Genomic DNA, 25,487 nt, shown 5'->3' with positions numbered 1-25,487 from the left:
GTAAAACGGCAACCGGAGCTTCCGGTTGCCGTTTTACTTTTTGACCAGTTGAGACTATTCAACAATGAAAGTACCTTTCATCAAAGCGTAATGCCCTGGAAAGCTACAGATGTAAGTGTAAGATCCTTTTTTAGGAGCTGTAAATGTAATGGTATCGCTTTCGCCGCCACCTACAAGTTTTGTGTGGGCGATGATGCTTGCAGCTTCTGATTTAGGAATGTATTCAGTTTCTCTTGCAGCAGCAGCCTTAGAACCAAATGCCGCAACATCTGTACCCGCTTTTAGCAAAACGAAATTATGACCCATTGCTGCCTTTGCAAGTTTACCTGAATGCGTCAATGTCAGTTTAATTTTTTGTCCGGCCTTTACTTTAATTTCTTTAAGGTCGAACTGCATTGCATCACTTCCTTTTATAACAATCGCTTTTTCTTGCTTTGTATCACTTACTTCAACGCTGGATTTCGCATTCACAGTTGTTGCAACAGCACCAAACGCAATAACAGAGGCAAGAAACAATACGCTAAAACTGATCCTTTTCATATTTAAATAATAGTAAACTTGTTTTGTTTAAAATAACTGGTGCAATTTAATAGATGGTGGAGTAAAAAAATAATTCATTAACAATTGTTTGAAAAAAACAAAACTAAAAAAGGATTTTGTATTGATCCCGTAACGCATAGCCCGAACAAATGACGGCCAGAACCATCAGATAACGATTAATATCAATCGGGTCCATAGGGATTGGAATCTCTCTTGATTTTGTCGCCAGTGCAATAGACATCATGGAAAAGATAATCCACAGGGCACTTTTTTGTTTATTGGCCAAGCCGAGGCAACATATCAGCAAGGTGATGATGATACAAAACGGCTCAATGATCAGCCCCATAAATGCTATACGATACCAAACGATACAGTAGAACAGGAGCAAGCCAATTGAAAGTGTAGAGTAAAATAAAAAACTTCCGGATTTGTACCGCATAATGAGGCACCAGGTTGCGCTCACCACTGCGACTGCACCCAGTGTACGTTCCAGTGACAAGGCGATTTCCGTTGCTTTGTCAGGAAGGTTTAAGCCAAAGAGCATAATTAGCTCGGTTAAGGCTGTCAGGGAGATGCTTAACAAAAACAGGCCCCATAACATCCGGTTGAAATGAGGCTGTAGATTATAATATTTATAAAAGATAAATATGCCGGTGAGACAAAGTATCAGATTGGAAAATACATGTGAATTTATAGGCATAACTTAAAAGTGGCGTAATAATCTCAAAAAAGCAATTTACAAATTCTGGTTACATTTTGCTACTTCGTGCTTTTCGTCCTACTTTTACCAAAAAAACAGATTTACCAACATGAGCGTTTTAGTTAATAAAAATTCTAAGATTATAGTTCAGGGATTTACGGGTTCTGAGGGTTCTTTTCATGCCCAGCAAATGATTGAGTACGGTACCAATGTTGTGGGTGGTGTTACACCTGGCAAAGGCGGACTGTCTCATCTTGAAAGGCCTGTCTTCAATACCGTTGATCTAGCAGTACGTGCAACCGGTGCAGATGTATCTATCATATTTGTTCCGCCAGCTTTTGCTGCTGATGCTATTATGGAAGCCGCTGATGCTGGTATTGGTGTTATTGTTTGTATCACTGAGGGAATTCCAACCAAAGATATGATGCAGGCGAAGGAGTACATCAAAGGCAAAAACTGTCGGCTTATTGGCCCTAACTGCCCAGGTATAATCACTGCAGAAGAATGTAAAGTAGGTATTATGCCAGGCTTCATCTTCAAAAAAGGAACGATTGGAATTGTATCAAAATCAGGAACACTTACCTACGAAGCGGTAGATCAGTTGACTCGTGCAGGACTTGGACAAACTACTGCAATCGGTATTGGTGGTGACCCGATCATCGGAACAACTACAAAAGAAGCTGTTGAACTTTTAATGAATGACCCTGAAACTGAGGCAATCGTTATGATTGGCGAGATTGGTGGTAGCATGGAAGCTGATGCAGCCCACTATATCAAATCAACAGGAAATAAGAAGCCCGTTGTAGGTTTTATTGCAGGTCAAACAGCACCTAAGGGACGTCGTATGGGTCACGCTGGTGCAATTATTGGTGGAGCAGACGACACCGCTGAGGCTAAAATTCGTATTATGAAGGAATCAGGTATTTTTGTTGCTGAGTCTCCTGCATTGATTGGAGAAACAATGCTGATTGCTTTGGGTAGAAAATAATAGTTTAGCTATATCAATGATACATTTAGAGGGCTGGGGAAACCCCGCCCTTTTTAATATATGACGAAGTCCATTTTTTCATTTCTTTTTTGGGCTTTTACCACTGCACTGCTTTTGACTGGCTTTCAGTCGCAGGCTGTTACAAGAATAACGCATCCCGATCAATTTTACCCGATTTACAATTATCAGAATGATTGGCTGGTTTACAGTAGCCAGTACAAAAATTACGTGCCTTTTTCTCAGGATATTAATGAGGGATCCAGGTATGTAAGTACCTACGTAGATCTGATCAAGAATCGGAACTATTATCTTTTGCTCAAATCGGAGGCAAAAAGTTACCTGTTCCTCGAAGGCGCCCTACAAAAGGAAGTGCCCGAACAGCAATGGCTTGTTATGAGTATCGACAGCCTGTATAAGATTTACAAAAAGGATGAGTTGCTGCTCACCATTTATGGAGGCCCGGGAATAGGAGATAAAAATCTGTTGCTTTGCAATGAGCGAAAGAAAAACGAAGCCTTGGGTATTGAAGCAGGTGCATCCAGCTTTATCAATATCAAACCAATAGCATTTTCTTCCTTTGGAAATTTTGCTGTTTTGGCACTTTTACTGATTCTTATACTCAATGCTTGGACCTTCAATGCGAATCCACTTGCCTTCACCAGATTAATAAACCCTGTTGAATTTATAAGGAATGATCCCCGGGATTTGCTTTCCAAACTCAACAAACCTTATAGCAACAGTATTATTTTCTTCGTCGTGATTGTCTCCATGCTAACGAGCTTCGTGCTTGTTTTTCTGGCAGCCAATAAGATCAATATTTTTTCTGTGAGCACTATTCTTTCCGAAAGAGGGAATACGTTGCAATTGATGGGTGACTTTTTTCTGCTATCTACAATATTTTTTTTACTGTTTTACGGTAAGTACGTATTGATGGTTATGGTAGGAAACATGCTAAATCTCGACAAGGTGGTTGATGTTATTTTTATTAAAATAGTACAATCATCTTATCTGTTTTATGTAGCGGTTTTTCTTCTTGTTTTTATGCTAACTTTCAACGGACCTGTTTGGCTTGATTCGGTTCGTCCGTATGTTTTGTTTCCTTTCCTGCTCTTCTACACCATTCGGTTTCTAGCTCTCTATATCGTTACCTTACCACAAGGCACTTTTATTAATCTGTATTTATTTTCGTACCTTTGCGTCATAGAAATAATCCCGCTGATCATTGGCATAAAGTTTGCTTTATAGATTTCAAAGATTTGCGGGAACAAACTAATGAGGCTTATACATGAGTGAGACTATCAAATTTGATCAGGATCGATTAACAAAAGTCACAAGTCTTTTGGTTAGCCAATCCAGACCAGCAGACGAAAATTCACCTTATTTTGAATTAGCACGAAAGTATAATATCAAAGTGGATTTTCGACCCTTCATCCAAATTGACGGAGTATCGTACAAGGAGTTCCGCAAACAAAAAGTAAATATTCTGGATCACACAGCTGTGATTTTCACAAGCAGAAATGCTATTGATCATTTTTTCAGGATATGTAACGAAGGAAGAATCGAAGTGCCGGCAACTATGAAGTATTTCTGCATTTCGGAGCAGACTGCTAACTACCTTCAGAAATACATAGTAATACGCAAACGTAAAATATTTGCGGGAACGAAAACAGCAGCCGAACTCATTGAGTTAATGCGGAAGCACAAAAAGGAGAAATTTTTGTATCCATGTTCCGATGTTCGAAAAAATGACATTCCGGAATTTGCTGATACAGAAGAGTTCAACTTCACTGAGGCCACCATGTATCAGACTGTATCTGCTGATCTTTCTGACCTGACAGAAGTGTTCTACGATATTATTGCATTTTTTAGTCCTTCAGGTATCAAGTCCCTATTCGACAACTTTCCTGATTTTAAACAAAATGCTACCCGTATTGCTGCTTTTGGTCCTACAACCGCCAAAGCTGTGGAGAATGCAGGATTGATTCTTGACATTCAGGCGCCTTTGCCAAATGCCCCATCCATGACCGGCGCGCTGGAATTATATATCAAAGAAGCGATGAATAATTGATATTTACACAGGACAAAAAAGGCCGGGAAATTTTCCCGGCCTTTTTTGTGATTTTATCAATTTTTTTCAGCAATATGCGTTATTGAAACAGATTATGAATATCGAGCGATTCTTAAAACCCAATCTACCGGCATGACATTGACGTTTATCTTACGACATTTTAAATGGAACCGGCTACTTGCATTATTGGTACTCATCTCATCAGGTGCTGTTGCTCAGAAAGATGCACAGTTTAGTTTATTTTCTCTGAATCAGCTGTATCTCAATCCAGCCGCAGCGGGAGCAGGGCAGGCAACCCGTTTTCAGCTTATGCACCGTACACAATACGCGGGCTATCAGGGAATTAATACCAAGGATCAGGGAGGTGCACTTTCTACCCAACTATTCTCCTTCAGCATGCCGATAAAGAACTTCGGAATCGGGTTTTATGCTGTGAATGACCGTACGGGACCACTTTCCTATCAGGATTTTAAACTGTCTGCCGCTTATCGCTTACCCGTAATGGGAGGCAACTTGCAACTAGGGGCAAGTGCAGGAATATTCAGGCAGGCACTGGATCATGGAAAACTAAGAGCCATTGATCCGGATGATCCGCTTATTCTTGGGGATGTAACAATAAGTGAAATGCATCCTGATGTGGCTGTGGGAGCAAGGTTTGAAAATGAAACCTTCCACGTTGGACTTTCTTTGAATCATTTATTGCAGCCAAAATATAAATTGGGATCAGATGCTGCAACCAATCCCCTTGCCAGAACAATATATCTGAATGCAGGTGTCAATTTAGAAGTTGGATACCTATTGGATGTGCAGCCTATTGTATTGGTTAAATCTGATATTTCGACCTATTCCGTAGAAGGGGGAGCGACTGTTACCTACAACAAGAGATTCTGGGTTGGTGGTACGTATCGTCAGCAGGATGCGTTTGTCATCATCATGGGTGGTCTTTATTTACTTCCTGATCAGTCATTAAGGTTGTCGGGGGCTTATGATATGGTTATAGGTGGTAATAAAACCAAAGCGCCTTCATCTTTTGAAGTACTACTTTCTTATGATCTTCCTTCTCCCAAATTCGGAAAGAAAACAATTATCAGAACTCCGCGATTCAGATTCTAATTTGCTTCACGATACAGTACCATATCATCTGGAAATATTATTATAAACATCCTCATTAATCTTAAATTGATGTTTTTTTGTTGGCTTGTTCGTAGTTAGCGGCACTCAGTTTGCGAAACTTTAATTTATATTTGTAAAATTTTCCAAGGTTATACCACTCAGCGGCATTCATTCGTTAAGACGAATAATCGGAAAGTTTAAAACTAAAACTGCATTGTTTCGACGGATTCAGCTCCCGAGTACCAATTGTTACTTTTGTTTTTATTTTAAGTATACTATATAATAACTGCCTGCGTTTTTAGGCTATCATTTATTACTCAAATTTTACAAAACCACTATGAATGTGAAAGTGTTCTATCGGGATGGAGTCAAAAGCCTGCTTTTGGTAGCCGCTCTTATGCTCATGCAGAGTTGCGGATTTATCAAAAGTAAGTTTGGAAAGGGAGGAAAAGAAGATGTTGGCACCCAGAACGGGGAAATCGTAGCCACAGCCCGTAAAGGATTTAAGCAAACAACTCCGGCCGGTATGGTCGTTGTTCCTTCCGGATCTTTCATCATGGGACAAGCTGATGAAGACATTGCCGCTTCTATGTCAAATATGAATCGCAGGGTTACAATCAGTTCTTTCTACATGGATGATACTGAAATCACAAACAATGAGTATCGCCAATTTATTGATGCTTTACAACGAGATTCAATTTCTGTATTGGGTGAAGAAGAAATTATGACCAAATACTATCCTGACACCACTTCATGGAAGAAGGATTTTGCATATTCTAATGGAGATCCTTTTGTTGAGTACTATTATCGCCATCCTGGATTTGATACTTATCCTGTTGTAGGTGTTAGTTGGCAGGCTGCACAATACTTCTCAAAATGGAGAACCAATCTGCTGCATGATTTCCAAAATCAGGAAGGACAGTTTAATTCGACTGGATTCAGATTGCCAACAGAAGCCGAGTGGGAATGGGCTGCAAGAGGCGGACGTGCCGTAGCCAAATATCCTTGGGGTAACCCGTATACAATGAATGCTAAGGGATGTTTCCTTGCGAACTTCAAACCACAACGTGGTAACTACGACGCGGATGGATATCCTTACACAGCTCCTGCAAATGCTTACAATCCAAATGACTTCGGTCTTTATAACATGGCTGGTAATGTTGCTGAGTGGACACTTGATGCTTACACGGACAATGCTACTGCAATTGTTTGGGATATGAACCCAAGATATGACAATCCGGACGAACCCCGCAAAGTTATCAAGGGTGGTTCATGGAAAGACATTGCTTACTTCCTTCAGACGGGTACACGTAGTTTCGAGTATGAAACAGAAAGACGCGCTTTTATTGGCTTCCGTTGTGTAATGGACAATGTCAATGATCGTGGTGGAGCGCGTGGTCGTCGCTAACAATATTTTTCCTTAAAAAGAAGCAGCGTAATAACACTGCTTCTTTTTTACGGCCTTTTCGCCTCATTTTATTTTATCATAATAACTAATTTTTCACTGTAACCGATTTTCATTCGTATGGCTAAGAATAGCGGACCTAGTTTTGTTTGGGATAAACTGGTACCAACGATTTACAGCGCAGGTGCTGCTGTCGTTATTTTAGGAGCTTTATTTAAAATTCAACACTGGGATGGAGGTAGCGAAATGCTTACCATCGGTTTGGGTACTGAAGTTGTCATCTTTTTATTATATGCACTACAAACATTAACACAATCATCAGACCGTGACCCGGATTGGACACGCGTATATCCTGAGCTTGCAGACGATTATAGCGGACCTGCTATTAACCGTGCATCTTCGGGTTCTTCAAGTGGAATTACTGCCAAGCTTGACAATATGTTGGACAATGCGAAAATATCACCTGATGTGTTCGATAGTCTGGGTAAAAATTTCAGAACGTTATCTGACACCGTTGGTAAAATAACTGACCTTACGGATGCGACTGTTGCAACAAACGATTATGCTAAAAATGTAAAATCTGCTTCTGTTGCGATCAGTGATATGAATAAGTCTTATGGTGTTGCTATTAATGCAATGACTTCAATGGCGGATGCTACGAAAGATGCACAGTCTTACCGTGAGCAGTTCCAGCAGATCACTAAAAACATGGGCGCGTTAAACGCAGTTTATGAATTAGAATTGCAGGATACAACCAAGCACCTGAAAGCAATGAATGCTTTTTATGGTAACCTGACAACCGCTATGGAGAATATGGCAGATGCTACCAAAGAATCACAGGTCTTCAAGAATGAGATGAATAAGTTAACAACAAACATTTCTTCTCTGAATGGTATTTACGGTAATATGCTGACCGCTATGCGTGGTAATGCATAATATCTAATAACGTACAGACGATCAATTAACAAATTGTTTGTGCTTCAAAATTATTCTATCACTGATAACTGATTACTGAACTATATGGCAGGTGGAAAAGAAACACCCCGTCAAAAGATGATTGGAATGATGTATCTGGTACTGACTGCAATGCTTGCATTACAGGTAAGTTCAGCCATCATAGAGAAATTCATCCTCCTGAATAATTCTCTGGAACTTTCTTCCGGAGCAGCCAATAAAATTAACCAGGAAACGGTACTTAAAATTAAAGCAGCTGTTGAAAAATCGGGTAACCGTTCTTCGGATGTTGCGGTTATGAAACAAGCTGATGATGTACGGAAGGCTTCGACCGACATTATAAATGAGTTGAATGCACTTAAACAACAGATCATTACTGAGGCAGGTAGTGGTTTAAATGAAGAAGGTGGTATTAAAAATCCACAGGAAGAGGGCAAAGTTGCCGAACTTATGGTTGGCGGACAAAAAAATGGTAAAGCCTATAAGCTGAAACAAAGCCTGAACGGTTTTACTACTCAGTTGAACGCTATTGCTCAGAACAAATTTATGCCACTTGCCATGGATGGTAAGGATGATCCGGTTGCAAAGGATAACAAAGACCAAAGAAATAAGGACTTTGCTGAATTGAACTTTGCTCAGACTCCTGTTGCAGCTGCTTTGGCTGTTTTGAGTCAGAAACAAACGGATATTCGTCGTATGGAAGGTGAAGTGCTGAATTATCTTGCGAGCAAAGTAGGTGCAGCGGATATCAAGTTCGACCGTATTCTTGCGATGATCAGTGCGGATGCTAAAACGGTTGTAGCAGGTACCAAATTCAAAGGGCAAATGTTCATTGCAGCATCTGCTTCCGGCTTGACGCCACGTATGAGTTTGAACGGTGCGCCTGTTAAAGTTGAAAACGGTGTAGGCCTTGTCGAATTCACTGCACAAGGTGGTGGATATAATGCAGAAGGTATTGCGAAACGTGAGTTGTCAGGAAAAATAACGATCCCAACTCCTTCGGGCCGTGATACTACATACAACATGACTCAGGAGTACTTTGTTGTGAAGCCTTCGTACCAGATTGAAACAGGAACTTTACCTCCTCTTTACTTTGGTTGCGCAAATAAACTAAGTATTCAAAGTCCTGCTTTGGGTGCACTTTGGGCTCCTTCTTTCTCGACAGATGGTGGAGAGATTATCCCTAGTGGAGAAAAAGGAAAGTTCACCATTGTACCGAACAAAGCATCTCTGAATATCACAGTGAGCAATGGAGGTAACGTTTTAGGATCGGATCCTTTCAGGGTGAACCGTGTACCTAAGCCTTCTCTGGAAGTGAGAGTGAACGGTGCTGTGTTTGATGAAAGAAGAGGAATTGCTGCATCTGCGGCAAGGAGTATTCAGGTCATTGCTGTACCTGATGAAAGCTTCAAGAACTTCTCTCCTCAGGATGCTCGTTTCCGTGTTTCTCAAATCGAGGTTTCACTAGCAAGGGGCACAAGACGTATTAATGGTGTTACCTTGAACGGTGGCGGATCAATTTCCAGTCTGGCACAACAAGCGCAGCCAGGTGATCGTTATGTAATTACAGTTCTGAAAGTAGAGCGTCAGAACTTCAAAGGAAGCGTAAGTGAAGTGGAAATGGGAAATCAATTCCGTACTGTTCCTTTGAATTAATAAGTAGTAGTAGCTAATATTTGTTGCTAAGCATACAAGAACACAAGAGTTATGATAAGAATGAACGGAAAAACAATTGCGTGGTCTTTGCTCGCTTTGTCGGTAAGCTCCACGGCTGCTTTTGCTCAGGAAAAGGTGGACTCAACCGAAAATCGGTTTTCCGCCCGTCCGATCAGTGACGGAGATATAATGATGAAACGTACACTTTGGAGAAGGGTGGATCTGAAAGAAAAACAGAATGTATCCATGTTCTCCAAAAATAACGAGATCACAAGGTATTTGTTAGAGGCAGCAAAGGCTGGCTTAATTGATGCTTACACCAATGACTCCTGTACTGTAAAAGTTACGTCTGCGGATATTCATACGAAATTGTTAATACCAAATCAGGTTGCAGGATTGTCTGCTGATGAAATTGCTGCGGGTTTTGGAACACCTGCTGCGGCGGCTGATGATGGCTGGGGTAATAAGCCAAAAGCTGATCCTGCTAAACAGGCAACCACTGCTGACGATGGCTGGGGAGCTAAAAAGGAGCTTAAAAAAGAAGAGCCTGCCGACGTAGACGATGGTTGGGGACCTCCTAAGAAAAAGACAACCAAGAAAGGTGCTAAAACAGAAGTGGCGAAAGTAGAACCACCAGTTGTAGAAGCCGCGCCAGTTGACACATTTCAGACACAACAGGTGATTGCTAGCGAGGAAGAATATTTCCCTGAGCAACTTTCTATTCTTGAGATTAAAGAAGATTGGACATTTGATAAAAAGCGTTCACGTTTATACAACGATATCCAGACTTTGTCCATCATTTTGCCATCTGAACAAACTGCAAGCGGTCTTGAATTGCCAGTTGCTTCATTCAGATACAAAGATGTAGAGCGGTTGTTCCGTAGTGATCCTAAAAAATATATCTGGTACAATACAGAAAACACTGCTCAGAATAAAAATCTTGCTGACGCCTTCGATTTACGTCTTTTCTGGGGAAGGATTACAAAATTTTCTAATGCCAACGACAGAGCATTTTTGGACATCTACGGTGGAGAGAAAGAAGCTCTTTTGAAATCCCTTAACTACGAACAAGAGCTTATGGAGCTTGAACACGGTCTTTGGGAATACTAAGAAGTGTTTTGTATTAAAAATATTGAGAGCGACTGTCCGAAAGGATGGTCGCTTTTTTACGATAAGATGGTTTTATGAATTGCCGATTTCGTAGAAATGGATTCGCTTCTAATTAACCCTTGTTTGTCAACGTTGCAAGGACCGGGCTGTTGACACATCTTATTCGTGCCTGTTTAAAAAGCCCTGCTGTAACTATGATTAGCATTGGGTGAGAGTATATGGATTGAAATACAAAAAAACCAGGATCTAACGCCACATATTTGCAACAGTTAGATACCTGGATTTCTTATTGGCATTAATGATCTAACGCTATTTTGACCTTACGCTGGCTGTTTTGACATTACTTTCTGTGAGCCCGAGTGCAGACATAGCTTCTTCGTAACTTTTGTTTTTTAATTCTCCATTAATTCTGCCTTCAAGTGCTGCCGGAAGAACGATAACCTTGATATCCTGTGCTATTCTAACAGGTGGAGTCTCAACATCCTCAGCCCATCCGGTGGTAATGATTTCCAGAAAAAATGTGGTTCCTTCGACCCCGTGAACAAAGGTGTAGTTGGATACTTTATCGCCACCAAAGCTCACCACTCCTGGAACAGGCCAATATACACCCTGTGCCTTGATATACACCATTACAGCGGCATTTTCGTATACTTCTGCATCTGCCGCATTGGTGAAGGTAAACCCTGAATAGAAACTACCGTCAACGTCAGAAGTGTCCGCACCATTGGTGAACACAAATGCTCCTGAACCGCTTCCCTCACCATCTTCCCCCGCAGGTCCTGCTGGTCCGGCCGGTCCTGCGGCACCTGCATCACCTTTTGCACCTTGTGGTCCTACGTCACCCTGATCTCCTTTACAGCCTACTGAAACAGCTACAAGCCCAACCCAAGCAATAATTAATAGTTTTTTGAACATAATTGTTAAACGTTTAGTAAATGAAAAGAAATACCCACAAAAGCTTATACGCAGTTGACTTGAAGAATGACGAGGTCAGACGGCAATACTGCACAAAATACATAAAATATCTTTTATTCCTTCTTCCAGTCTAAAGAATCAATTCCGGCATCTGTTGGCTTGTAAGTAGAGAATTCTTCGAGTTCCTTCCGGTTCGTCTCAGGAAGCTGTAAATCTATCTTCCAGTTCATGGTAGCGGCAAGCTGAAACATCATGAGCTGAACCTGGTTGGTTGCGATACGTGGAAGATCACTTTGCAGGGCTTTCTCATTCATCGTTTGCTTGGCTTCGTTCAGAATACTTGTATAATCGTCGCTCTGAAAACGGTTAAGCCAGCCTTGTTCGATATCATAAAACTTATAATCGGTATCCATTGACAATACTTCCGGCTCAGGGAAAAAATCGATTATGATCCGTTTATCAGTTTCTGATATGTGGAATTTCATTTTACCAAAATCGTAACCTACCAGTACCTTTGCTTTGGCAATCACCAAAGCCTTCTTTTTATCATTGATCAGATTCCAGATGCTTTTGTCATTTTGGTAATTGTATATCTCCGTAAAATAACCCTCAGCCATTACCACTTTGAAAACCTTCTCAATACGCTCTACCAATACTGTGGCTTCAACTTTGTTGTTTGATTTTCCTGAATTTCGTCTGGAAAGAAAAAAGTACATTCCAGCACCAAGAATGGCGCCGATGAAGAGTGATAAAATGAAAAAAAATAGTGTGTTGGAGTCCATGATTTTTACTTTTGCATTCTATTAAAATTCATATAAAAAGCGGAGAATGCCAAATAGTAAAGAAAAATACCTGATCGTGCTGGCTGGGCCCACTGCGGTTGGCAAAACGGAACTTTCAATACAGTTGGCTCAGGCGTTAAAAACTGTAATTATCTCTGCTGATTCCCGGCAGTTCTTCCGGGAACTAAACATTGGAACTGCAAAACCCAGCCAGGAAGAACTTGCCGGTGCTGAGCATTTTTTTATCAATTCTCATTCGATTTCAGAGGTTTACAGCGCCGGCGATTTTGAACGGGATGTGCTTAAATTATTGAATGAACTCTACGAAAAGTATGATCAGGTTATTCTCACAGGCGGTTCGGGATTTTATATTAAAGCAGTAACAGAGGGCTTGGATTCGCTGCCGCAACCTTCACCGGGTTTGCGTGAATTGCTCACTAAGAGACTTGAAGACGAAGGTTTGCCTGTTTTGCAAAGAGAAATTGAGGCGGTTGATCCCGTTTTTGCGGGTTCCAAGGAATTTGTGAATCCGCAACGGGTTGTGCGTGCCCTTGAGGTTTTTCAAACCACTGGTCAACCAATTTCCAGCTATCAGCAAAAAAGCCTCAATCAACGTCCTTTTAACCAAATTTTGCTTGCTCTGGATAGGGAGCGCTCAGAACTTTATGACCGTATTGATAAACGGATGGATATGATGTTACAAGAGGGACTTGTGGAGGAAGCCAGGCAGCTCGAACCGTTTAGAAATCATCATGCGCTGCAAACCGTGGGTTATAAAGAAGTTTACGGATTTTTGGATGGGCTGTATAGCGAAACAGAAATGGTCCGTTTGTTGAAGCAAAATTCAAGACGTTATGCCAAGCGCCAGCTGACCTGGTTCAGGCATCAGGGAGATTTTAAGTGGTTTAATCCGGGTGAGATGGATGCCATTCTCAATTACATTAATGCCATGTCTGTATAATACAAAAGCCTGTTAGCAGCGATTGCATAACAGGCTTTTATATATCTTATTATCTCAGTGATCACGCAGGATATTCGTGCGGCAACTCAATATTGACAAGTTCGTTCCAGGGCAAACCATGTTGGTTTAACAAATCCATAAATGGATCAGGATTCAATTCTTCAACATTGAAAACACCCGGTTTCAGCCATTCTTCGCTTGTTAACATCAGCATGGCACCAATCATGGCAGGCACACCAGTGGTATAACTCACAGCCTGTGCTTTTACTTCACGGTAACATTCCGCATGGTCACAGTTATTCCAAACGTAATAGGTTTTTTCCTTGCCATCCTTAATCCCCTTGATCTGGCATCCGATGGAAGTCTGGCCTGAATAGTTTTCACCCAATGAATCCGGAGCTGGCAATACAGCTTTCAGGAATTCTAGTGGTACAACATCCATTCCCTGGAATTTGATAGGTTTGATGCTGGTCATACCTACATTTTCAAGTACATTCAAATGCGTGATGTATGCCTGCCCGAACGTCATCCAGAAACGAGCACGTTTCAGGGTAGGGAAGTTTTTAACAAGGGATTCAAGTTCTTCGTGATATAACACATAACTTTCCTTCGGTCCGATTCCCGGATAGTCGATCGGCTTGTGGATAGACATAGCCGGAATTTCAACCCATTCTCCATTTTCCCAATAGCGGCCAGGCTGAGTAATTTCACGGATGTTAATTTCAGGATTGAAGTTGGTCGCAAAGGCTTTACCATGATCACCCGCGTTACAGTCGATAATATCGAGGTAATGCATCTCATCAAAATGGTGCTTGTTGGCATAAGCAGTGTAAACCTGGGTAACACCCGGGTCAAATCCGCAACCAAGCAATGCCATCAATCCCGCTTCTTTGAAACGCTCCTGATAAGCCCATTGCCAGCTGTATTCAAATTTGGCAACGTCTTTTGGTTCGTAGTTGGCTGTATCGAGGTAATGAACACCAGTTGCAAGGCAGGCTTCCATCAGTGTTAAATCCTGATATGGCAAAGCTACATTTATCAATAACTTTGGCTGAAATCTTTTGATCAGCAAAACGGTTTCTGCTACAATGTCGGCATCAACCTGTGCAGTTTGGATGCTTACACCGTGCATTTCTTTAATTTCGGCAGCTATTTTATCACACTTGGCCTTGGTACGGCTTGCAAGCATAATTTCGGTGAACACATTGCTGTTCAGTGCGCACTTGTGTGCAACAACACTTCCAACACCTCCGGCACCAATGATAAGAACTTTAGACATTTTATAATTTTGAATGATTGAATGACAGAACCTTTACCAGTAAACTGTGTTCGCATTGATATTTTCGGCAAAGATAGGACGACTATAGGTTTTTTTGTTATTTCAAAAGTAATTTAACAGAAGGACAATGGACATTTTATTGCTGATCGCCGGTATCGCTTGTTTGCTCACCGGACTTGCCGGTGCAGTATTACCGCTACCGGGCCCACCACTAAGTTTTGTGGGGCTTATTTTACTGCACATCAGTACCTATGCCGAGTTCAGTAATACTGTTCTGATTAGCCTGGGATTTATTACTTTAGTTATTGCAGTGCTTGACTATTACATTCCGATTTGGGGGACGAAAAAATTTGGTGGTACCAAATATGGAGCAATTGGAGCAACGCTTGGCCTCCTTGTTGGTTTCTTTGTAATCCCGGCGATAGGTATTTTTATCGGTACTTTTCTTGGGGCTTTTGTGGGTGAACTTATCGGTGGCACCAATGCAAAAAGTGCCTTAAAATCGGCTTTCGGATCTTTCGTTGGTTTCATCACAGGCATTGTCATGAAGGTAATTTTGTGCCTGATAATGATTGGTTTTGCAGTGGCTGAATTCTGGAAGTAGAGGACTAAAGGAGTAAAAAGTGAGAAGTAAAAGTATGGCGCCTATCTCACCTTTTACTTCTCACACAAAACCGCCTGTTTTGAGACAAACTTCATCAGTTTGCGCTCACTATAATCTGCTTAATAAACCTAAACTTCCGTGACGTTGTGTTTTTGGAAACAACGACATGAAAAGAAAGTTATCTTGTTATTGGCCTTTATACCAGATGTTTCCAGATGACGTCATAAACATCAGTACCTTCCAATTCAGTTTGATTTAACGGCTGGTCAGTGATACAAATGGGGTGGTACTCTTTGGATGCACTTATACCGCCATGAGAACCTTTCACCAAAGTAGCATCCAGCGGAATTACATCCATCAGATAACGGAAACCGAGCAACTTGCGGGCTAGTTTGTATCCGGCTCTAAGTTTAATCAATGGATTTTTTGGATCCATGAACATTTCAACAGGATCATAACCTGGCTTACGATGAATGTCAACCAGATGCGCGTAATCCGGTGCTTTGGCGTCGTCATTCCAGTAATAATAGGTAAACCAGCTATCCGCATTCGCCACAGCAACCAGATCACCTGAGCGGGCGTGGTCGATATGATACGCCTTTTGTTCTTCTTTATCGAGTACTAGCTCAATTCCGGGAGTTTGTAATAATAGTTTTTTTACTTTTTCCTTTACTGTTGGATCGTTCAGGTAAACATGCGCGATTTGGTGATCGGAAGAAGCAAACGCCTTGGATGCGCCTGCGTCGAGTAACTCATACCAACGCTCGTTTCTCACTGAGATCAATCCTTCATTGCGAAGAATACGATTGATATGAATCGGGTTGTTTACCGGGTTAATTCCGTACTCCGACAATAAGATGATTTTGGCTTTTTTTGCCTCATAGAAATTTACCAGCTCTTCAACGATTTTGTCAATTTCGCCAAGTTCAACGGCTATTTTTGAAAAATCAGGTCCGAATTTTTGTAAACAATAATCCAGATGAGGAAGGTAAATCAATGTCAGCGTTGGATTATGCTTGTTGTCCACCCAGATGGACGCATCTGCAATCCACTTGGATGATTTCACATTGGCATTCGGTCCCCAAAAATTAAAAAGTGGAAACTGACCGAGATCCTTTTGTAATTCGTCGCGCAGTTCTGGAGGATAAGCATAACAATCCGGTGCTTTCACACCATCTGCATGGTATTGCGGACGCGGAGTTACTGAAAAATCTGCCGTGGAATACATGTTGTACCACCAGAACATTTTTGAGCAGGTGAAAGAAGGGTCAAGCTTTTTTGCGGCATCCCATATCTTATCACCCTGAACAAGTTTGTTGGATTGTTTCCAGAATTTTATTTCTGAATCTTCCCGATCGTACCAGCCATTTCCCACAATGCCATGTTCCGCCGGCCATTTACCTGTCACATAAGTGCTTTGCGCGGTTGTGGTTACGGCAGGTAGGATTGGCTTAATCGATGTTAAATGCTTTTTCTTTAAATAAGATTGAAGAAATGGCGTATGTTCTCCGATCAGATTGGCACTCAGGCCCACAATATCAATGACAACTGTTTTATTCATAACGGTAATTTTCGGTTCAGGAAGGATCATTCAATGTTTTTGTGACCCATTCCATTTCTCTCACAATAGACTCACCAATAGGCTTTTGTATATCCTCCGGCAATACTCCCCATGTATAGGTTTCCACTTCCAGGAATGTTGAGAAAGGTTGTTTTTTGTGAAGAGCCAGTGTTTTAACAATCTTATTTTGTGTAGAATCCAGAACACCGTAAGACGAGATGAACAGCGGGACATGGAAATGTATCCGCCATTCTTCCTGGTTTTCGTTCCAGTCGGCCAAAGCTTCCGGCAGGTCGGGATAATGTGTTTGAGACTGATCCTTATTTTTAGTTACCACCTGATGCAGATAAACTGGCTCATTGAAGGTCTCAATCGCTTTGCGTTTTATTAGAGCATTGGTCGAAAAATCAATTTTAAGTGCAGAGCTGATTTGGATACGACCCACACGAATCCCAATTTCACTCAAAGACTGCAAAATGTTTTCAGGCTCTTCGTACGCAACCGCCGCATGGCAGATGTCATAGCAAAGCTGGATATGGGTCAATATGGCTTCTCTGGCATCCTCCTGAGAAAGCTGATATTTTCCTGTAAGATATTCTATTCCGGTTGGCAAAAGTGAATCTCTGTACCAGTTGACGAAATCTACGGTATTATCAAGAATGCCATCTGGTTCCGGTTCGATATCCAAATGTAAAGTTGTACCGGTCTCCTTTTTTATTCTGATGAGTTCATCCAGCAAAATCAGAATATTCTGTGTTCCTGTTTCCAGCACATTTTGCTTTTCGTCATCATTTTTCCACCACAAACGGTAGGATAGAGGAGGTGTGGAAACACCGCCTTCCATTCCTTCGGGAAGTAGTTGAGAAAGAATATTAAAAAGTCTGATCGTGTAATTCAGTCGATCGTTGGTAGTCCAGTCCGGCGTATGAACTTCGCCTTTTACGACGGTATTGTGAAAGCCGCCATAAGGAAATCCATTGATGACAAATACATAAATGTCATGCTGTTGAAGCCATGCTTTGAATTCGGCAAGTTTCTCGGGCTTGCTCAGTTCGAGGGATGCTTCATTGGCAACTCTTAAGCCTAATCCAAACGGTTGGTCCGGAGAAAGCTGTTGCTTTATATATGGTAAATTATCCTGCAGGGTTTTAAAATGCTCGTCCCACTTTTCGCCGGGATGAATATTGCTGCAATAGGTTAAATGTCCGTATGGAGTTAGCATGGTTTAGGGGTTTGGGCATGGGGAATAGGGCGTAGGCTTTAAGGGCTACGAATTTTTCTCGGTTGTGGTCAATGTGGCTGTTTCCAGATAATCTACCGCTTTTGCAATGATATCTGCATCCAGTTCATGAACCTCAACACCCTTACCAATTTTTTCCAACAACATAATAGTCAGTCTGCCGCCAAGATGTTCTCTGAACTCCTGTAATCCGTTCCGAAGGTTGATCTTATCGTTTTCAGCCAGTTTGGAATGGTAAAGGTCGAAGCCAAGTTTACTTAGCAAATCCAGAATCCGGTAAAGATCTGATTCTGCCAGCATACCAATTTGCGTTGCATACACGCAGTCAAGTGCAATTCCAATAGCCACCGCCTCGCCATGTCGTACTTCAAATCCGGTGAGATATTCGAGCTTGTGTGCTGCCCAGTGACCGAAATCAAGCGGGCGTGATGAGCCAAATTCAAACGGGTCGCCGCCTGCAATGTGATCGGTATGCATTTCTGCACAACGATGAATAAGATAAGACATTGCAGGTTCATCCCGATTCACAAGATTGTCGGCATTTTTCTCCATCCATTCGAAAAAAGAAACGTCTTTGATCAACGCCACCTTAATAGCCTCCGCGATTCCTCCACGCCAGTCACGGTCGTCCAGCGTACGCAGGAAAGTCAGGTCATTAAAAACGGCAACAGGAGGTGCAAATGTGCCAAGGAAATTCTTCTTGCCATGGAAATTGATGCCATTTTTAACACCAACACCCGAATCGTTCTGAGAAAGCACGGTTGTAGGAATACGGATCAGTTTGATGCCTCTGTGAGAAACAGCAGCAGCATAACCTACCAGATCCAGAACGGCTCCACCACCGATTCCGATCACGAATGAATGGCGGTCAATACCATAAGTGTCAACTGCCAGACATAATTTTTCAAAAAGTGCCGGATCATTTTTAGAAGCTTCTCCACCAGGGACAAGAATTACGTCCTTTGCCAGAGAAATATGAGAAACAGACTCTGAGAAATAAGTTTGGATATCCGAAGTCAGCGAAGGATGATGACTTGCAAAGCCTTCGTCTACAATGACCAGAGCTTTACGCTGAAATCCTTGTTCGGTATAATTGCTGAAAAAGTCTTTCAGTAACGGATTATTTTGATGAAATAAGTTTTCAGTGAAAAATACAGAATATTGATATTCAATCTGAAAACGTTGTTGAATCGTTTGCATTAAAAAGGTCTTGGGAAATAGGTACTACAGATAAACGTTAAAACAGCTTGTTTTTACCTTCGGAGATCAAATTTATCTTTATTCTAATCTCTTTTTAATAAAGACTGCTTTTGTAAAGATAATACTGCGGGTCAGGTAACGGCAAATGCTTTTGCTAATAAGATAGAAAGCGGAAGGAGAGCAAGCACTGCAAGTGCCAGTGGCCAGAGACCAAACGCCATACACCAGGAAGCGTTCATCACGATGAGCGATATCACGCCTGCCTTCACTGCTTTCCCAATCAACGGACCTACCGGATTTTGAATAGCGTTCCATAACGGACGCCCGATCAGCCAGATATGCAGCAACACAAATGGAAGGGTATATAGAATGTTTCCGTGTTTTTGTGAAATAACAAGCTGTGCAGTTAACACAACAGCGTACAGGATAGCTGCGATATACAACGTTCTGCGTTTTCCGCCGTGCACTTCGTCCTGACTTATTAGTGTAATGGCGCCGATATAAGCAATTGGAAGCAGTGCGATAAGCCCCCATCTTTGGATGGATTCAGGTAAAACGCTCATGCCGAGAATGAGATTACCGCCACGGCACATGCCCATCGTAACGGGACCAAGCACGGTATGATGTTTGGCAAAACGATTGTAAACCACCGTAAGCAACGCAATCACAATGGCGATGATACCGCTTTGGAAACTATACATTGCTGCCGAAAGTATCCCGAGAAACAGAAGTGAAATTCCCATCATCGTAGCTGATTGCAAAGGAACTTTTCCACTCGGAATAGGGCGTTCGGGCCTTTCTATACTATCCAGTTTTGCGTCAAAAACATCGTTCATTACCACACCTCCTCCGTACAAACCAATGGTGGAAATAACCAGCGGAGCGGGAGAAAAATCAGCAAAAGTAAACTGAGCGATAGCCATTCCTGCCAGGATATCTGCAACGGCAGTTACCAGATTGGCGGGGCGGGTTAGCTGTAAATATGGTTTTAGGCTACTCACTTTATTGGATTAATAATGAATTTTTATTCGCAACCGGCTGCTGTCCTCCTCTGAGTATCGAATTGCCATGAAACTTGGCAGTGTGATCACTTTCTGTTGGTTGTTCAAAATCGCTTACGTCAATCTGACCACTTTTCCCGAAAGCATCAATGGCGTTCTGATATGTTACTTTTTTGATTGTTTCATCAGAAATGCCTCTCATTTTCATGAGCGCAGCAGTTTTTGGTATGGCCAATGGATCGGATATGCCCCAGTCCGCTGCCGAATTTACCATGATGCGTTCAGGTCCGTATTGCTCCACCACTTTCACCATACGTTCATTGCCCATTTTGGTAAAAGGATAAATTGTAAATGCAGCGTAAAAGCCCTGATCAAGCACGCTTTTTACGGTTTCCTCATTGTTGTGGTCGACAATCACCCAGGATGGATCCAGTCCGTGTTCCAGTGCAATAGCCATGCTGCGTTCCGTTCCTTTCTTTTTGTCACGATGTGGTGTGTGGATCTGAACGGGCAAATTGGCTTTTTTCGCAAGTTCCAGTTGCAGGCGATAATATTTTTCCTCTGCCGGAGTCTGGTCATCGAAACCGATTTCTCCGATTCCAACTACACCTTCTTTATAAGCATATAAAGGTAAAATTTCCATTACCTGCTCAGCCAGCGGTTCGTTATTTGCTTCACGGGAATTGAGCCCCATGGTGCAATAATGTTTTATGCCAAATTGAGAAGAACGGAATCTTTCCCAACCAACCAGACTACTGTAATAATCCTTAAAACTTGCCAGCCCTGTACGTGGTTGTCCTACCCAAAAAGCGGGTTCAATCAGTGCAACAATCCCCGCCTGATACATCGCCTGGTAATCGTCCGTGGTACGTGAAACCATGTGGATATGCGGATCGAAAAAGCGCATTCCTTTGATCAGTTCGCTGTATTCGTTCCAGGCTATATCACGGTGAGCTGGTGCATTGTTTCCTTCGCTTTCTTCAAAATGCGATGGATTTGGGGTATTTTCATTATGGTTTAGGCACATAGGTATTCAGGTCTTTGGTTTCAAAATCAGCCCAGGTCAGCTCGTTGGAAGCGACTGCCTTTTTAAGTTCAGGATATTGGGCCAAAAGGTCAATAGCAGGTTGATATCCGGATTCGACACTTGCAATAGCAGCTACCTGCTGGTTTTCAATATTGCCTGATTTAAGCAGATGCTGTATATCAGAGAGTAGCGTTTCATCTAAAAACGAACTAGTAAGTCGCCATACCTGTGGAGCAACCGACCTTCCGGCAGCCCATCTTTCATGCGCAAAATCGGATAGAATAAGCGCCAGATTTTTATTCTGTCGTTCGTTTAACCCATCAATGAAATGAATGGGTTTATCATTAAAAATGGTTTTCATCACCAGTTGATTCCAGGCTGCTTCATTGAAATATTTGGCAGGATAAGGGTTCCGTAACGCAATGGCATCAAAGACGAAACCCATATTGGAACGAACTGCATCTGTTGCCCTGAAAAGCCATTGTTCAGGATAAGTTAAAATAGGAAGAGCTGAGTACAGTGCCACCAGTTCGTTCATTTCCGCTGTATCAAACAAGGTATTGATGTGTTTGATGTAAGTTTCTTTGTCCGAAGCATCCAGATGTGTAAGTAGCCACACGCGGGCAAGTCTTACGAGTGACCATCCTTCTACTGAAAACCCGGCGATTGCCTCGTTCAGTTGTGAGGCAGTTTCCGGCTTCACAATAATCAATTTTTTGGACAGAAATCGCGGACAGGCAACAAAAGCTGTCATTAATTCCAAAGGCTCAGAATTACTTTTTTGCGTTAGCCACGATGTTTCAGTCTCTGAGGCATTCTGGTTAATTATTTCCCAGAGTATTTTTTGTATGAAAGCTGACATAAAATTAAGTTCATTCTGTATTGCAAAGATCATCGAACCGTTGTCGATTTTCTATGACCTATATCAATCTTATAGAAAGTCTTATCGGAAAGATAAAGTTTCCCGGTTGTTATTATTAACGGTATAATGTATCGGGAAGTCCCGTTGTGTGTAGTGTTTCTGACAGATTTAATTAAAATCTAATTTGAGGCCTTTAAGTTTCTCTAGCAAACTGTTTTTTAAAAGTCTAGTTCCAGTATGTTCTGGTCATCCAAGAGGTATTTGGTGAGCTGTTCGTGTTTCTTTGCTGATCCCTGAAGTGACCAGCTACCATTGATATGGTTTCCTGACCGGTTTTGTTCACCACGCAGGATTTTTAAATCATAACTACTGAAAAGGTCCTCATAATTTTTTAGTGTCTTTTTTTGATAAACAGACATCAACCTGTAATTCCTGATCTGGCTCTTTTTTCTTATAAACTTCTGAACCGGCGTCAGGATAACCAGAGACAATCCGGCTATGAGGAAACTTACAAGTGATAATGCATACAGCCCAGCTCCGATACCCATTCCGAGCGCAGCCGTTACCCACACAATAGCGGCTGTGGTTAGTCCAACCACGCGATTGTCTTCCCGGAAAATGATTCCCGCGCCCAAAAAGCCAATCCCTGTTACAATGTTGGCGGCAATTCTTCCAGCGTCAGGGCCTGTTTTGGTTGAAATGATCGTAAAAAGTGTTGAGCCCACGGAGATGAGAATAAGGGTTCTGAGCCCGGCCGATTTACTGCGGTACTCTCTTTCCGTCCCAATCACCCCACCTAGTACGAATGATATCAACAGCTTAATAATATCTTCTAATTCAAAATCCATCTATTCTATTCAGAAATGCTATTTTAATAAAAGCCGGAAAGATATGGAATCTCCCGGCTTTGTTTAAAAGTTGGGAGATAAAAAGTACTGTTTAGATTGTTTTATTAGCATTTGAGCTGATTTATTATCTCTTTTTACTGTTTTTGGATTGCCTGAAAGTATATTATTGTATACCTTTAATTGCTTTTTTTGAAAACATGAAATCATCAGAGTTTCACAGATTGGTCAAGAAAAATGGATGGGTTCACATCAGGACCGGTGGAAGTCATTATATCTATGAAAAGGATGGTCAAACTATTCCTGTGCCATTTCATGGATCAAAGGAAATGGGGGAGGGGTTGAGAAAATCTCTGGTTAAATTAATGAGATTGAAATAGTAGCAAACCGGAAAATTGCCTTACATTAAATGAACAACGATGAAAACACTTAAAGTAATTATTGAGAAAAGTAAAGATTCGTATAGTGCCTATTCCGAGAATTTTCCACAGATCAATGGTATGGGTGATTCTTTGCAGGAGGTGAAAGAATCTGTATTAAATTCGATTGAAATAATAAAGGGTTTCGACGCCAGGCAGATACCGTCAATACTTAAAACGGAATATCAGATTGAATGGAAGCTGGATGTAGCAAGTCTTTTGAATTACTATAAACCTGTATTCAATCAGTCAGGGCTTGCCAAGGTTGCGGGTATAAATGAAAAGTTGCTGAATCATTATGCCACGGGTGAAAAAAAGCCAGGAGCAGCACAGGTGAAAAAAATTGAAGTGGCTTTGCATCAGTTGGGGAAGGAGTTACTGGCCGTTGAGCTATGAGTCGTCAAAATTAAAGCCGGAAAGATATGGAATCTCCCGGCTTTGTTGAATTATAATGGTCGCAGCATTACGCTGCTGCTGTACGAGCTTCAATCCACGATATTATTTTTTCGGCTTCTGAAAAACCTGTGCTAATCAAATCCGCACCATTTGCCCCATCATAAGCCATGTCCAGGTGTAAAACCTGATAAGCATTGTTAAAGGCATTGAGAACTTTCTTATCCATTTTAGACAAGTGCGACTTATACCAGTCAACGTCTTTTCTGCCTTTACTTTTCTTTCCTAAAAGATCATCCAAAGCAAGCAAAATACCAGTGTAAGCTGTATGTCCAGCCATTTTTACGTATTTGGCGTCCTGATAATAGCCATCATCTTTAAGAGCCTTTTCACGAAGAATATCCTTTGCGTTAGCCAGGTATCTTTTTGCTTCGAGGATTGAATCCATTGATTTAAGTAGTTTGTTATGAGCCTTAAATTTACAAAAAATGATGATTGCTTTTACCTATTCATTAAGTCCTCGATCTCTTCTGCCTCAATTGCAATGTGTTCCATTAAATCAATGTTGCCATTTGAGGTAATGAGGATATTGTTTTCAAGCCTTATACCTAATCCTTCTTCACGTATGTAGATGCCAGGTTCGCAAGTGAATACCATTCCCGGCTCAAAGCGTTGGTACTTATTACCTACGTCATGCACGTCGAGGCCAAGGAAATGAGATGTTCCGTGAGGAAAGTATTTTTTGTAAGCAGGCCATTCCGGATCCTGTTTAGTAATGTCGTCCTTAGTGATCAGTCCGAGACCTATCAGTTCGCTCTCCATTATTTTGCCTACTTCCGTATGGTATTCGTCCCATATATTTCCAGTTACCAACATACTTTTGGCATGTTTGAAAACACGTAGAACGGCATCGTATACTTCGCGTTGCCGCTTGGTAAATCTGCCATTTACAGGGATGCTTCTGGTTAGGTCAGAGGCGTAGTTGGCATATTCGGCTGCAACGTCCAATAACAACACATCGCCGTCTTTGCATGTTTTTTCGTTTTGAATGTAATGCAAAACACAGGCATTGGCACCGGAAGCGACAATGGGCTGATAGGCAAATCCTTTCGATCGGTTTCTTACAAATTCATGAAGTAATTCAGCTTCAATCTCAAATTCCTGAACACCAGGTTTTACAAACTTCAATAGCCGGTCAAAGCCCAGCTTTGTAATGTCACAGGCTTTTTGCATCAATTCTATTTCCACAGGTTGCTTTATTGCCCGTAGCTGGTGCATCAAAGGAGCAAGTCGTGAAAGATTGTGTAAAGGATAATTCTCCTTGAAGTCAGTGATATATCTCGACTCCCGCGTTTGTACAAGCGAACTGTTACGCGTATGCTCATTGGTATTCAGGTAGACAGTTTCAGCTACAAAAATGATATCGCTAAAAATCCTGTCAAACTGATGCGTCCAGTATATCGTTTTAATTCCCGAAACTTCTCTTGCCTGATCTTTGCTCAGTTTTTCACCTTCCCAAACAGCTATAAGTTCGTTGGTTTCTCTCAAAAAAAGAACCTCCCGGTATTTTTCATCCGGATGATGAGGTGAAAGTAGCAGTATTGTTTCTTCTTGGTCAATGCCCGACAGATAGAACAAATCACTGTTTTGTTTGAAACCCATCGTACCGTCTGCGTTGGTCGGCATGAAGTCGTTCGCATTCAGGATTACCAGCGATTGTGGTTTTAGTATTTCTGAAAGGCGACGGCGGTTTTCTGTAAATAAGGATTTGTCAATAGGATCGTAACGCATCTGGTTGTTAATTTTGTAGCCGGTAATTTATTCCGTAAAATTACGTTTATCTTGTTTATTTATTTTGATAAGT

At 41.6% G+C, this 25,487-nt stretch carries 26 protein-coding genes; 12 read left to right on the top strand and 14 right to left on the bottom strand.

The genetic code is table 11. The annotated features are described in order from the left end of the window. Positions 1 to 54 precede the first annotated feature (54 nt). Positions 55 to 540 (bottom strand): azurin, encoded by a 486-nt coding sequence (azu, locus tag LZG71_RS23570; protein WP_233824588.1) that lies wholly within the window; start codon positions 538 to 540, stop codon positions 55 to 57. A 103-nt stretch (positions 541 to 643) separates the two neighbouring features. Beyond that, a complete protein-coding gene (locus tag LZG71_RS23565) occupies positions 644 to 1,084 on the bottom strand; it encodes a hypothetical protein (RefSeq protein ID WP_233824586.1) in 441 nt (146 codons plus the stop codon). 265 nt (positions 1,085 to 1,349) lie between these two features. Here LZG71_RS23565 and sucD point away from each other — a divergent pair, with 265 nt between their 5' ends. The 8 genes from sucD (at position 1,350) to gldN (ending at position 10,534) form a co-directional block, all read left to right on the top strand. After that, entirely contained in the window at positions 1,350 to 2,228 is an 879-nt protein-coding gene (gene sucD / locus LZG71_RS23560) for a succinate--CoA ligase subunit alpha (RefSeq protein WP_233824585.1), read from the top strand. Between the two features lie 60 nt (positions 2,229 to 2,288). Further along, positions 2,289 to 3,473 (top strand): DUF4271 domain-containing protein, encoded by a 1,185-nt coding sequence (locus LZG71_RS23555; RefSeq protein ID WP_233824583.1) that lies wholly within the window; start codon positions 2,289 to 2,291, stop codon positions 3,471 to 3,473. Between the two features lie 40 nt (positions 3,474 to 3,513). After that, a complete protein-coding gene (locus tag LZG71_RS23550) occupies positions 3,514 to 4,296 on the top strand; it encodes a uroporphyrinogen-III synthase (RefSeq protein ID WP_233824581.1) in 783 nt (260 codons plus the stop codon). 132 nt (positions 4,297 to 4,428) lie between these two features. Next, positions 4,429 to 5,409: a type IX secretion system membrane protein PorP/SprF gene (locus LZG71_RS23545; RefSeq protein ID WP_233824579.1), complete on the top strand. Its 981-nt coding sequence runs from the start codon at positions 4,429 to 4,431 to the stop codon at positions 5,407 to 5,409. Positions 5,410 to 5,746: 337 nt separating this feature from the next. Then, on the top strand, positions 5,747 to 6,817 hold the full coding sequence (locus LZG71_RS23540) for an SUMF1/EgtB/PvdO family nonheme iron enzyme (RefSeq protein WP_233824577.1): 1,071 nt from the start codon (positions 5,747 to 5,749) through the stop codon (positions 6,815 to 6,817). A gap of 117 nt (positions 6,818 to 6,934) precedes the next feature. After that, complete coding sequence (gene gldL / locus LZG71_RS23535) at positions 6,935 to 7,750, top strand: gliding motility protein GldL (protein WP_233824575.1); 816 nt, start codon at positions 6,935 to 6,937, stop codon at positions 7,748 to 7,750. An 84-nt stretch (positions 7,751 to 7,834) separates the two neighbouring features. Next, positions 7,835 to 9,424: a gliding motility protein GldM gene (gene gldM / locus LZG71_RS23530; protein ID WP_233824573.1), complete on the top strand. Its 1,590-nt coding sequence runs from the start codon at positions 7,835 to 7,837 to the stop codon at positions 9,422 to 9,424. A 60-nt stretch (positions 9,425 to 9,484) separates the two neighbouring features. Further along, positions 9,485 to 10,534, top strand: coding sequence for a gliding motility protein GldN (gene gldN / locus LZG71_RS23525; RefSeq protein ID WP_233824571.1), 1,050 nt, complete (start codon positions 9,485 to 9,487; stop codon positions 10,532 to 10,534). A 309-nt stretch (positions 10,535 to 10,843) separates the two neighbouring features. On the opposite strand, the gene LZG71_RS23520 is transcribed toward gldN, so the two are convergent. Both LZG71_RS23520 and LZG71_RS23515 read right to left on the bottom strand, forming a co-directional pair. Next, on the bottom strand, positions 10,844 to 11,449 hold the full coding sequence (locus tag LZG71_RS23520; protein WP_233824569.1) for a hypothetical protein: 606 nt from the start codon (positions 11,447 to 11,449) through the stop codon (positions 10,844 to 10,846). Positions 11,450 to 11,562: 113 nt separating this feature from the next. Next, positions 11,563 to 12,231: a DUF4230 domain-containing protein gene (locus LZG71_RS23515; protein WP_233824567.1), complete on the bottom strand. Its 669-nt coding sequence runs from the start codon at positions 12,229 to 12,231 to the stop codon at positions 11,563 to 11,565. 46 nt (positions 12,232 to 12,277) lie between these two features. Between LZG71_RS23515 and miaA the strand changes: the two genes are divergently transcribed. Continuing rightward, positions 12,278 to 13,192, top strand: a complete 915-nt coding sequence (miaA, locus tag LZG71_RS23510) for a tRNA (adenosine(37)-N6)-dimethylallyltransferase MiaA (RefSeq protein ID WP_233824566.1) — start codon at positions 12,278 to 12,280, stop codon at positions 13,190 to 13,192. Between the two features lie 61 nt (positions 13,193 to 13,253). Here the strand turns inward: miaA and LZG71_RS23505 are convergent, their stop codons facing one another. Continuing rightward, a complete protein-coding gene (locus LZG71_RS23505; RefSeq protein WP_310587782.1) occupies positions 13,254 to 14,486 on the bottom strand; it encodes a saccharopine dehydrogenase family protein in 1,233 nt (410 codons plus the stop codon). A 112-nt stretch (positions 14,487 to 14,598) separates the two neighbouring features. On the opposite strand from LZG71_RS23505, the gene LZG71_RS23500 reads away from it, so the two are divergent. After that, complete coding sequence (locus tag LZG71_RS23500) at positions 14,599 to 15,075, top strand: DUF456 domain-containing protein (RefSeq protein WP_233824562.1); 477 nt, start codon at positions 14,599 to 14,601, stop codon at positions 15,073 to 15,075. Between the two features lie 196 nt (positions 15,076 to 15,271). Here the strand turns inward: LZG71_RS23500 and LZG71_RS23495 are convergent, their stop codons facing one another. The 7 genes from LZG71_RS23495 to LZG71_RS23465 all read right to left on the bottom strand — a co-directional run bounded on the left by LZG71_RS23495 (position 15,272) and on the right by LZG71_RS23465 (position 22,814). After that, on the bottom strand, positions 15,272 to 16,636 hold the full coding sequence (locus LZG71_RS23495; protein ID WP_233824560.1) for an alkaline phosphatase family protein: 1,365 nt from the start codon (positions 16,634 to 16,636) through the stop codon (positions 15,272 to 15,274). 16 nt (positions 16,637 to 16,652) lie between these two features. After that, a complete protein-coding gene (gene eboE / locus LZG71_RS23490; RefSeq protein WP_233824558.1) occupies positions 16,653 to 17,858 on the bottom strand; it encodes a metabolite traffic protein EboE in 1,206 nt (401 codons plus the stop codon). Positions 17,859 to 17,903: 45 nt separating this feature from the next. After that, entirely contained in the window at positions 17,904 to 19,076 is a 1,173-nt protein-coding gene (locus tag LZG71_RS23485) for a 3-dehydroquinate synthase (RefSeq protein ID WP_233824556.1), read from the bottom strand. A gap of 131 nt (positions 19,077 to 19,207) precedes the next feature. Then, entirely contained in the window at positions 19,208 to 20,077 is an 870-nt protein-coding gene (eboC, locus tag LZG71_RS23480; RefSeq protein ID WP_233824554.1) for a UbiA-like protein EboC, read from the bottom strand. A gap of 1 nt (position 20,078) precedes the next feature. Beyond that, positions 20,079 to 21,104 carry a TatD family hydrolase gene (locus LZG71_RS23475; protein ID WP_233824552.1) on the bottom strand — a complete coding sequence of 342 codons (1,026 nt, stop codon included), beginning with the start codon at positions 21,102 to 21,104 and terminating at the stop codon, positions 20,079 to 20,081. Next, positions 21,088 to 21,966: an EboA domain-containing protein gene (locus tag LZG71_RS23470; RefSeq protein ID WP_233824550.1), complete on the bottom strand. Its 879-nt coding sequence runs from the start codon at positions 21,964 to 21,966 to the stop codon at positions 21,088 to 21,090. Before LZG71_RS23470 ends, LZG71_RS23475 begins: the two co-directional genes overlap by 17 nt. Before the next feature lie 218 nt (positions 21,967 to 22,184). After that, complete coding sequence (locus tag LZG71_RS23465; protein WP_233824548.1) at positions 22,185 to 22,814, bottom strand: MgtC/SapB family protein; 630 nt, start codon at positions 22,812 to 22,814, stop codon at positions 22,185 to 22,187. Between the two features lie 197 nt (positions 22,815 to 23,011). On the opposite strand from LZG71_RS23465, the gene LZG71_RS30730 reads away from it, so the two are divergent. Together LZG71_RS30730 and LZG71_RS23460 are read left to right on the top strand one after the other, a co-directional pair. After that, complete coding sequence (locus LZG71_RS30730) at positions 23,012 to 23,191, top strand: type II toxin-antitoxin system HicA family toxin (RefSeq protein ID WP_409013663.1); 180 nt, start codon at positions 23,012 to 23,014, stop codon at positions 23,189 to 23,191. 39 nt (positions 23,192 to 23,230) lie between these two features. Then, positions 23,231 to 23,626, top strand: a complete 396-nt coding sequence (locus tag LZG71_RS23460) for a type II toxin-antitoxin system HicB family antitoxin (protein WP_233824546.1) — start codon at positions 23,231 to 23,233, stop codon at positions 23,624 to 23,626. Between the two features lie 67 nt (positions 23,627 to 23,693). Here LZG71_RS23460 and LZG71_RS23455 read toward each other — a convergent pair whose 3' ends face one another. Both LZG71_RS23455 and LZG71_RS23450 read right to left on the bottom strand, forming a co-directional pair. After that, the gene (locus tag LZG71_RS23455) at positions 23,694 to 24,071 is read right to left on the bottom strand and encodes a DUF5618 family protein (protein ID WP_233824544.1); all 378 of its coding nucleotides are present in this window, start codon (positions 24,069 to 24,071) and stop codon (positions 23,694 to 23,696) included. Positions 24,072 to 24,124: 53 nt separating this feature from the next. Then, on the bottom strand, positions 24,125 to 25,414 hold the full coding sequence (locus LZG71_RS23450) for an aminopeptidase P family protein (protein ID WP_233824542.1): 1,290 nt from the start codon (positions 25,412 to 25,414) through the stop codon (positions 24,125 to 24,127). Positions 25,415 to 25,487 lie beyond the last annotated feature (73 nt).

It is taken from the genome of Dyadobacter sp. CY312, from assembly GCF_021390535.1.
GTDB lineage: Bacteria > Bacteroidota > Bacteroidia > Cytophagales > Spirosomataceae > Dyadobacter.
This window is presented reverse-complemented; position numbering and strand designations above follow the sequence as displayed.

Excerpts from the sequence above, each read along its gene's own strand:
- azu (WP_233824588.1), bottom strand. The coding sequence starts at position 540 with ATGAAAAGGATCAGTTTTAGCGTATTGTTTCTTGCCTCTGTTATTGCG.
- LZG71_RS23565 (WP_233824586.1), bottom strand. The coding sequence starts at position 1,084 with ATGCTCTTTGGCTTAAACCTTCCTGACAAAGCAACGGAAATCGCCTTG.
- sucD (WP_233824585.1), top strand. The coding sequence starts at position 1,350 with ATGAGCGTTTTAGTTAATAAAAATTCTAAGATTATAGTTCAGGGATTT.
- LZG71_RS23555 (WP_233824583.1), top strand. The coding sequence starts at position 2,289 with ATGACGAAGTCCATTTTTTCATTTCTTTTTTGGGCTTTTACCACTGCA.
- LZG71_RS23550 (WP_233824581.1), top strand. The coding sequence starts at position 3,514 with ATGAGTGAGACTATCAAATTTGATCAGGATCGATTAACAAAAGTCACA.
- LZG71_RS23545 (WP_233824579.1), top strand. The coding sequence starts at position 4,429 with ATGACATTGACGTTTATCTTACGACATTTTAAATGGAACCGGCTACTT.
- LZG71_RS23540 (WP_233824577.1), top strand. The coding sequence starts at position 5,747 with ATGAATGTGAAAGTGTTCTATCGGGATGGAGTCAAAAGCCTGCTTTTG.
- gldL (WP_233824575.1), top strand. The coding sequence starts at position 6,935 with ATGGCTAAGAATAGCGGACCTAGTTTTGTTTGGGATAAACTGGTACCA.
- gldM (WP_233824573.1), top strand. The coding sequence starts at position 7,835 with ATGGCAGGTGGAAAAGAAACACCCCGTCAAAAGATGATTGGAATGATG.
- gldN (WP_233824571.1), top strand. The coding sequence starts at position 9,485 with ATGAACGGAAAAACAATTGCGTGGTCTTTGCTCGCTTTGTCGGTAAGC.
- LZG71_RS23520 (WP_233824569.1), bottom strand. The coding sequence starts at position 11,449 with ATGTTCAAAAAACTATTAATTATTGCTTGGGTTGGGCTTGTAGCTGTT.
- LZG71_RS23515 (WP_233824567.1), bottom strand. The coding sequence starts at position 12,231 with ATGGACTCCAACACACTATTTTTTTTCATTTTATCACTCTTCATCGGC.
- miaA (WP_233824566.1), top strand. The coding sequence starts at position 12,278 with ATGCCAAATAGTAAAGAAAAATACCTGATCGTGCTGGCTGGGCCCACT.
- LZG71_RS23500 (WP_233824562.1), top strand. The coding sequence starts at position 14,599 with ATGGACATTTTATTGCTGATCGCCGGTATCGCTTGTTTGCTCACCGGA.
- LZG71_RS23495 (WP_233824560.1), bottom strand. The coding sequence starts at position 16,636 with ATGAATAAAACAGTTGTCATTGATATTGTGGGCCTGAGTGCCAATCTG.
- eboE (WP_233824558.1), bottom strand. The coding sequence starts at position 17,858 with ATGCTAACTCCATACGGACATTTAACCTATTGCAGCAATATTCATCCC.
- LZG71_RS23485 (WP_233824556.1), bottom strand. The coding sequence starts at position 19,076 with ATGCAAACGATTCAACAACGTTTTCAGATTGAATATCAATATTCTGTA.
- LZG71_RS23475 (WP_233824552.1), bottom strand. The coding sequence starts at position 21,104 with ATGTGCCTAAACCATAATGAAAATACCCCAAATCCATCGCATTTTGAA.
- LZG71_RS23470 (WP_233824550.1), bottom strand. The coding sequence starts at position 21,966 with ATGTCAGCTTTCATACAAAAAATACTCTGGGAAATAATTAACCAGAAT.
- LZG71_RS23465 (WP_233824548.1), bottom strand. The coding sequence starts at position 22,814 with ATGGATTTTGAATTAGAAGATATTATTAAGCTGTTGATATCATTCGTA.
- LZG71_RS30730 (WP_409013663.1), top strand. The coding sequence starts at position 23,012 with ATGAAATCATCAGAGTTTCACAGATTGGTCAAGAAAAATGGATGGGTT.
- LZG71_RS23460 (WP_233824546.1), top strand. The coding sequence starts at position 23,231 with ATGAAAACACTTAAAGTAATTATTGAGAAAAGTAAAGATTCGTATAGT.
- LZG71_RS23455 (WP_233824544.1), bottom strand. The coding sequence starts at position 24,071 with ATGGATTCAATCCTCGAAGCAAAAAGATACCTGGCTAACGCAAAGGAT.
- LZG71_RS23450 (WP_233824542.1), bottom strand. The coding sequence starts at position 25,414 with ATGCGTTACGATCCTATTGACAAATCCTTATTTACAGAAAACCGCCGT.